Genomic DNA, 5304 nt, shown 5'->3' with positions numbered 1-5304 from the left:
CCCCCCCGGGGCCGGTGCCGGCACTGCGGCCGGCCGGCGCGCGTGTTGGGGGGTGTTGTGTTGTGTTCGGCTGTTGTTAGTACCAGTCAGCTCATCAGCAGGTTGACCCCCTGGTGGGGCTGCCTGCTTCCACATCTGGCCTATCTACCCAGTAGTCTGCTGGGAGCCTTCCAAACCACCCCCGCGGACGGGGACGGCTTGCGGAGACCTTATCTTGGAGTCGGTTTCCCGCTTAGATGCTTTCAGCGGTTACCCGGCCCGAACGTAGCCAACCAGCCGTGCCCCTGGCGGGACAACTGGCGCACCAGAGGTTCGTCCGTCCCGGTCCTCTCGTACTAGGGACAGGCCTCCTCAAGTCTCCTGCGCGCGCAGAGGATAGGGACCGAACTGTCTCACGACGTTCTAAACCCAGCTCGCGTACCGCTTTAATGGGCGAACAGCCCAACCCTTGGGACCTGCTCCAGCCCCAGGATGCGACGAGCCGACATCGAGGTGCCAAACCATGCCGTCGATATGGACTCTTGGGCAGGATCAGCCTGTTATCCCCGGGGTACCTTTTATCCGTTGAGCGACGACCCACCCACACGGGATCGCCGGATCACTAGCTCCCACTTTCGTGCCTGCTCGACCCGTCGGTCTCACAGTCAGGCCCTCTTGTGCGCTTGCACTCAACACCTGGTTGCCGACCAGGCTGAGAGAACCTTTGAGCGCCTCCGTTACTCTTTAGGAGGCAACCGCCCCAGTTAAACTACCCACCAGGCACTGTCCCTGACCCGGATCACGGGCCGAGGTTCAGACGCACGCCACAGCCAGAGTGGTATCCCAACAACGACTCCACCAGCACTAGCGTGCCGGCCTCACAGTCTCCCACCTATCCTGCACAAGCCATGGCGGACGTCAATACCAAGCTATAGTAAAGGTCCCGGGGTCTTTCCGTCCTTCTGCGCGTAACGAGCATCTTTACTCGTAATGCAATTTCGCCGAGCTCATGGTTGAGACAGTAGAGGAGTCGTTACGCCATTCGTGCAGGTCGGAACTTACCCGACAAGGAATTTCGCTACCTTAGGATGGTTATAGTTACCACCGCCGTTTACTGGGGCTTGGGCTCACCGCTTCACCCCACAAGAGCGTGGGACTGACGGATCCTCTTAACCTTCCAGCACCGGGCAGGCGTCAGTCCGTATACATCGCCTTACGGCTTCGCACGGACCTGTGTTTTTAGTAAACAGTCGCTCCTCCCTGGTCACTGCGGCCCTCACCCCTAGCCCGCAAAAAAAGGGGCTTCAGGGCCCGGGCCCCCCTTCTCCCGAAGTTACGGGGGCATTTTGCCGAGTTCCTTAACCATGATTCACTCGCCCGCCTGGGCATACTCTGCCCGACCACCTGTGTCGGTTTCGGGTACGGGCGGTAGAACACCTCGCGTCGAGGCTTTTCTAGGCACCCCAGGATCACCCTGCTATCCCCCGCCCCAACGGGCGGGGTCACCATCACGCCTCACCCAACCCCCCCGCCCGTGAAACCACGGCCAAGAGGGTGTGGCGCCCGGATTTACCTGGGCGCCGGGCCACACGCTTGAACGGGACAAGCCACAAGCCCCGCCGGGCTACCTCTGTGCGTCACCCCTGTTAACACGCTTGCCTACCAGCACGGAGGATCCCCAGACCGCCCCCACCCACAGGCACGACCCCCGGCCCGAAGACCGGACGGGCCGCACCCGCGAACGGGCGGCAGCGGCGTGGGTTAGCACCCGCGCGTCAGCATGGACGGTGTCCTACCGGTACGGGAATATCAACCCGTCATCCATCGACTACGCCTGTCGGCCTCGCCTTAGGCCCCGACTCACCCAGGGAGGACGAACCTGCCCCTGGAACCCTTGGTCATACGGCGCCGGGGAATCCCACCCCGGTCTCGCTACTCATGCCTGCATTCTCACTCCCACGCCGTCCACCCGCAGGTCACCCCCGGGCTTCACCCAACGCAGGACGCTCCCCTACCACCCCGACCACCCAAAAAAAAGGGGGGCCGGGATCCGCGGCTTCGGCGGTACGCTTGAGCCCCGCTACATTGTCGGCGCACGACCACTCGACCAGTGAGCTATTACGCACTCTTTCAAGGATGGCTGCTTCTGAGCCAACCTCCTGGCTGTCACCGCGACCGCACATCCTTTCCCACTTAGCGTACTCTTAGGGGCCTTAGCCGACGATCTGGGCTGTTTCCCTCTCGACTACGAAGCTTATCCCCCGCAGTCTCACTGCCACGCTAGAACCGACACGGCATTCGGAGTTTGACTGGCATCAGTAACCCTGTAAGGCCCCTCAACCAACCAGTGCTCTACCTCCGCACGGCAACACGCGACGCTGCACCTAAATGCATTTCGGGGAGAACCAGCTATCACGGAGTTTGATTGGCCTTTCACCCCTACCCACAGCTCATCCCCCCCGTTTTCAACCGAGGTGGGTTCGGTCCTCCACACGCTCTTACACGTGCCTCAACCTGGCCATGGGTAGATCACCCCGCTTCGGGTCCAGAACGCGCCACTAAACCGCCCAAACTTCGGACTCGCTTTCGCTACGACTACCCCACAACAGGTTAACCTCGCGACACGCCCTGACTCGCAGGCTCATTCTTCAAAAGGCACGCCACCACCCACCCGCCCCCACAAAAAGCAGGAACAAACAGGCTCTGACGGCTTGCAGGCGCCCGGTTTCAGGTACTCTTTCACTCCCCTCCCGGGGTACTTTTCACCATTCCCTCACGGTACTAATCCGCTATCGGTCACCAGGAAGTATTTAGGCAGCCAGGTGGTCCTGGCAGACTCACGCAGGACTCCACGAACCCCACGCTACAAAAGGGAACGCACCCCACGCACAACCAGCAGGTTCAACCTACGGGGCTATCACCCTCTACGGCTCCCCTTCCCAAAGGATCCGGCTACCCACCAGCAAGCACGCGGGCCCACGGCAGCAAACCCACAGGCACGCCCCACAACCCCGCAGCCGCAACCCCTGCCGAGTAATCACACGACCACGGTTTAACCTCCTCCGCGTTCGCTCGCCACTACTAACGGAATATCCTCTCCTACGGGTACTGAGATGTTTCACTTCCCCGCGTAACCCCCCGCCCCCTATCAATTCAAGGACGGGTGACACGGCACAACCCGCGCCGGGTACCCCCATTCGGAAACCCTCGGATCACAGCCCGCAAGCCGGCTCCCCGAGGCATATCGCAGGCCGCCACGTCCTTCATCGGCCCCTGGTGCCAAGGCATCCACCGAACGCCCAAAAAAACAACACAAACAAAAACACGCCAAACAAGCAAGCAAACCACAACCAGAACAACAAGCAAAACAACAACAACCACAAACACGCGACAAACAAAACAAACAAATGCTCGCGTCCGCTATACAGTTCACAACCAACCAGCCCACAACCCCCAGACACAACCAGCCAAACCAGCCAGCCGCACCAAGAGCCAGAACCACACCAGGGCGCGCAGCCCCGGAACCCGACAGCATGCCACCCCCCCCACCCACACCAAAAAAGGCAAGGAAAAAAGAGGGGCCCCGCCCACCCAGGCCCACCACGGGCCCAAGCACAAACCAGCGGAGTGTCTGCCTGCCCGGCCGGCGCCAAACAGTCTCCCTAGAAAGGAGGTGATCCAGCCGCACCTTCCGGTACGGCTACCTTGTTACGACTTCGTCCCAATCACCAGCCCCGCCTTCGACCGCTCCCCATAGGGCCACGGGCTTCGGGCGTCACCGGCTTTCATGACGTGACGGGCGGTGTGTACAAGGCCCGAGAACGTATTCACCGCGGCGTTGCTGATCCGCGATTACTAGCGACTCCAACTTCACGGTGCCGAGTTGCAGGCACCGATCCGAACTGAGACCGGCTTTAAGGGATTCGCCCCGCCTCACGGCATCGCAACCCACTGTACCGGCCATTGTAGCATGCGTGAAGCCCAAGACATAAGGGGCATGATGATTTGACGTCATCCCCACCCTCCTCCGAGTTCACCCCGGCAGTCTCCCGCGAGTCCCCGCCCAAAAGCGCTGGCAACACGGGACAGGGGTTGCGCTCGTTGCGGGACTTAACCCAACATCTCACGACACGAGCTGACGACAACCATGCACCACCTGCAGGCCGGCCCAAACCACAAAACGCAGCAAGGGAACCACCGTCTCCGGCAGCAACCGACCCATGTCAAGCCTTGGTAAGGTTCTTCGCGTTGCATCGAATTAATCCGCATGCTCCGCCGCTTGTGCGGGCCCCCGTCAATTCCTTTGAGTTTTAGCCTTGCGGCCGTACTCCCCAGGCGGGGCACTTAACGCGTTAGCTACGGCGCGGAAACCCCGGAAAAGGGCCCCCACACCCAGTGCCCAACGTTTACAGCGTGGACTACCAGGGTATCTAATCCTGTTCGCTCCCCACGCTTTCGCTCCTCAGCGTCAGCAACAGCCCAGAGACCCGCCTTCGCCACCGGTGTTCCTCCTGATATCTGCGCATTCCACCGCTACACCAGGAGTTCCAGTCTCCCCTACCGCGCTCAAGCCAGCCCGTACCCACCGCAAGCCCCCAGTTAAGCCAGAGGATTTCACGGCAGACGCGACCAGCCGCCTACAAGCCCTTTACGCCCAGTAATTCCGGACAACGCTCGCGCCCTACGTATTACCGCGGCTGCTGGCACGTAGTTAGCCGGCGCTTCCTAACCCGGCTACCGTCAACCCACCCACAAAGAAGCAGGCCTTCACCACCGGAAAAAGAGGTTCACAACCCGAAGGCCTCCATCCCTCACGCGACGTCGCTGCATCAGGCTTCCGCCCATTGTGCAATATTCCCCACTGCTGCCTCCCGCAGGAGTCTGGGCCGTATCTCAGTCCCAGTGTGACCGTCCACCCTCTCAGGCCGGCTACCCGTCAAAGCCTTGGTAAGCCATCACCCCACCAACAAGCTGATAAGCCGCGAGCCCATCCCCCACCGGAACAACAAAATGCTGAACCTATACCAACCCACCCATGCAGGCAGGCCAGACCACCCCGTATTAGCCGCCCTTTCAAGCAGTTATCCAGGAGAAGAGGGCAGGTTACTCACGTGTTACTCACCCGTTCGCCACTAACCAACCCACCAGCAAAAACCAGCAGGAAAGCCCGTTCGACTTGCATGTGTTAAGCACGCCGCCAGCGTTCGTCCTGAGCCAGGATCAAACTCTCCAAACAAAACAAAAACCAAACAAAGAAACCAACAAAAAACACCAACCAAAACAAACAAACACGACACACTATCGAGATCCCAAACAACACACCCA

The 5304-nt window shown here is 60.5% G+C and carries 2 rRNA genes; both read right to left on the bottom strand.

From position 1 onward, the window contains the following. Positions 1 to 54 precede the first annotated feature (54 nt). Positions 55 to 3294: ribosomal RNA gene (locus BLR49_RS12795) — 23S ribosomal RNA — on the bottom strand. Between the two features lie 351 nt (positions 3295 to 3645). Beyond that, a 16S ribosomal RNA gene (locus BLR49_RS12790) occupies positions 3646 to 5215 on the bottom strand. The 16S and 23S rRNA genes sit together here, the layout of an rRNA operon. Positions 5216 to 5304: the final 89 nt, after the last annotated feature.

Origin of the sequence: Actinomyces ruminicola (genome assembly GCF_900103885.1) — a bacterium.
GTDB classification, from domain to species: Bacteria; Actinomycetota; Actinomycetes; order Actinomycetales; family Actinomycetaceae; genus Actinomyces; species Actinomyces ruminicola.
The sequence above is the reverse complement of the archived record's forward strand: the minus strand, read 5'-3'. Positions and strand labels throughout refer to the sequence as shown.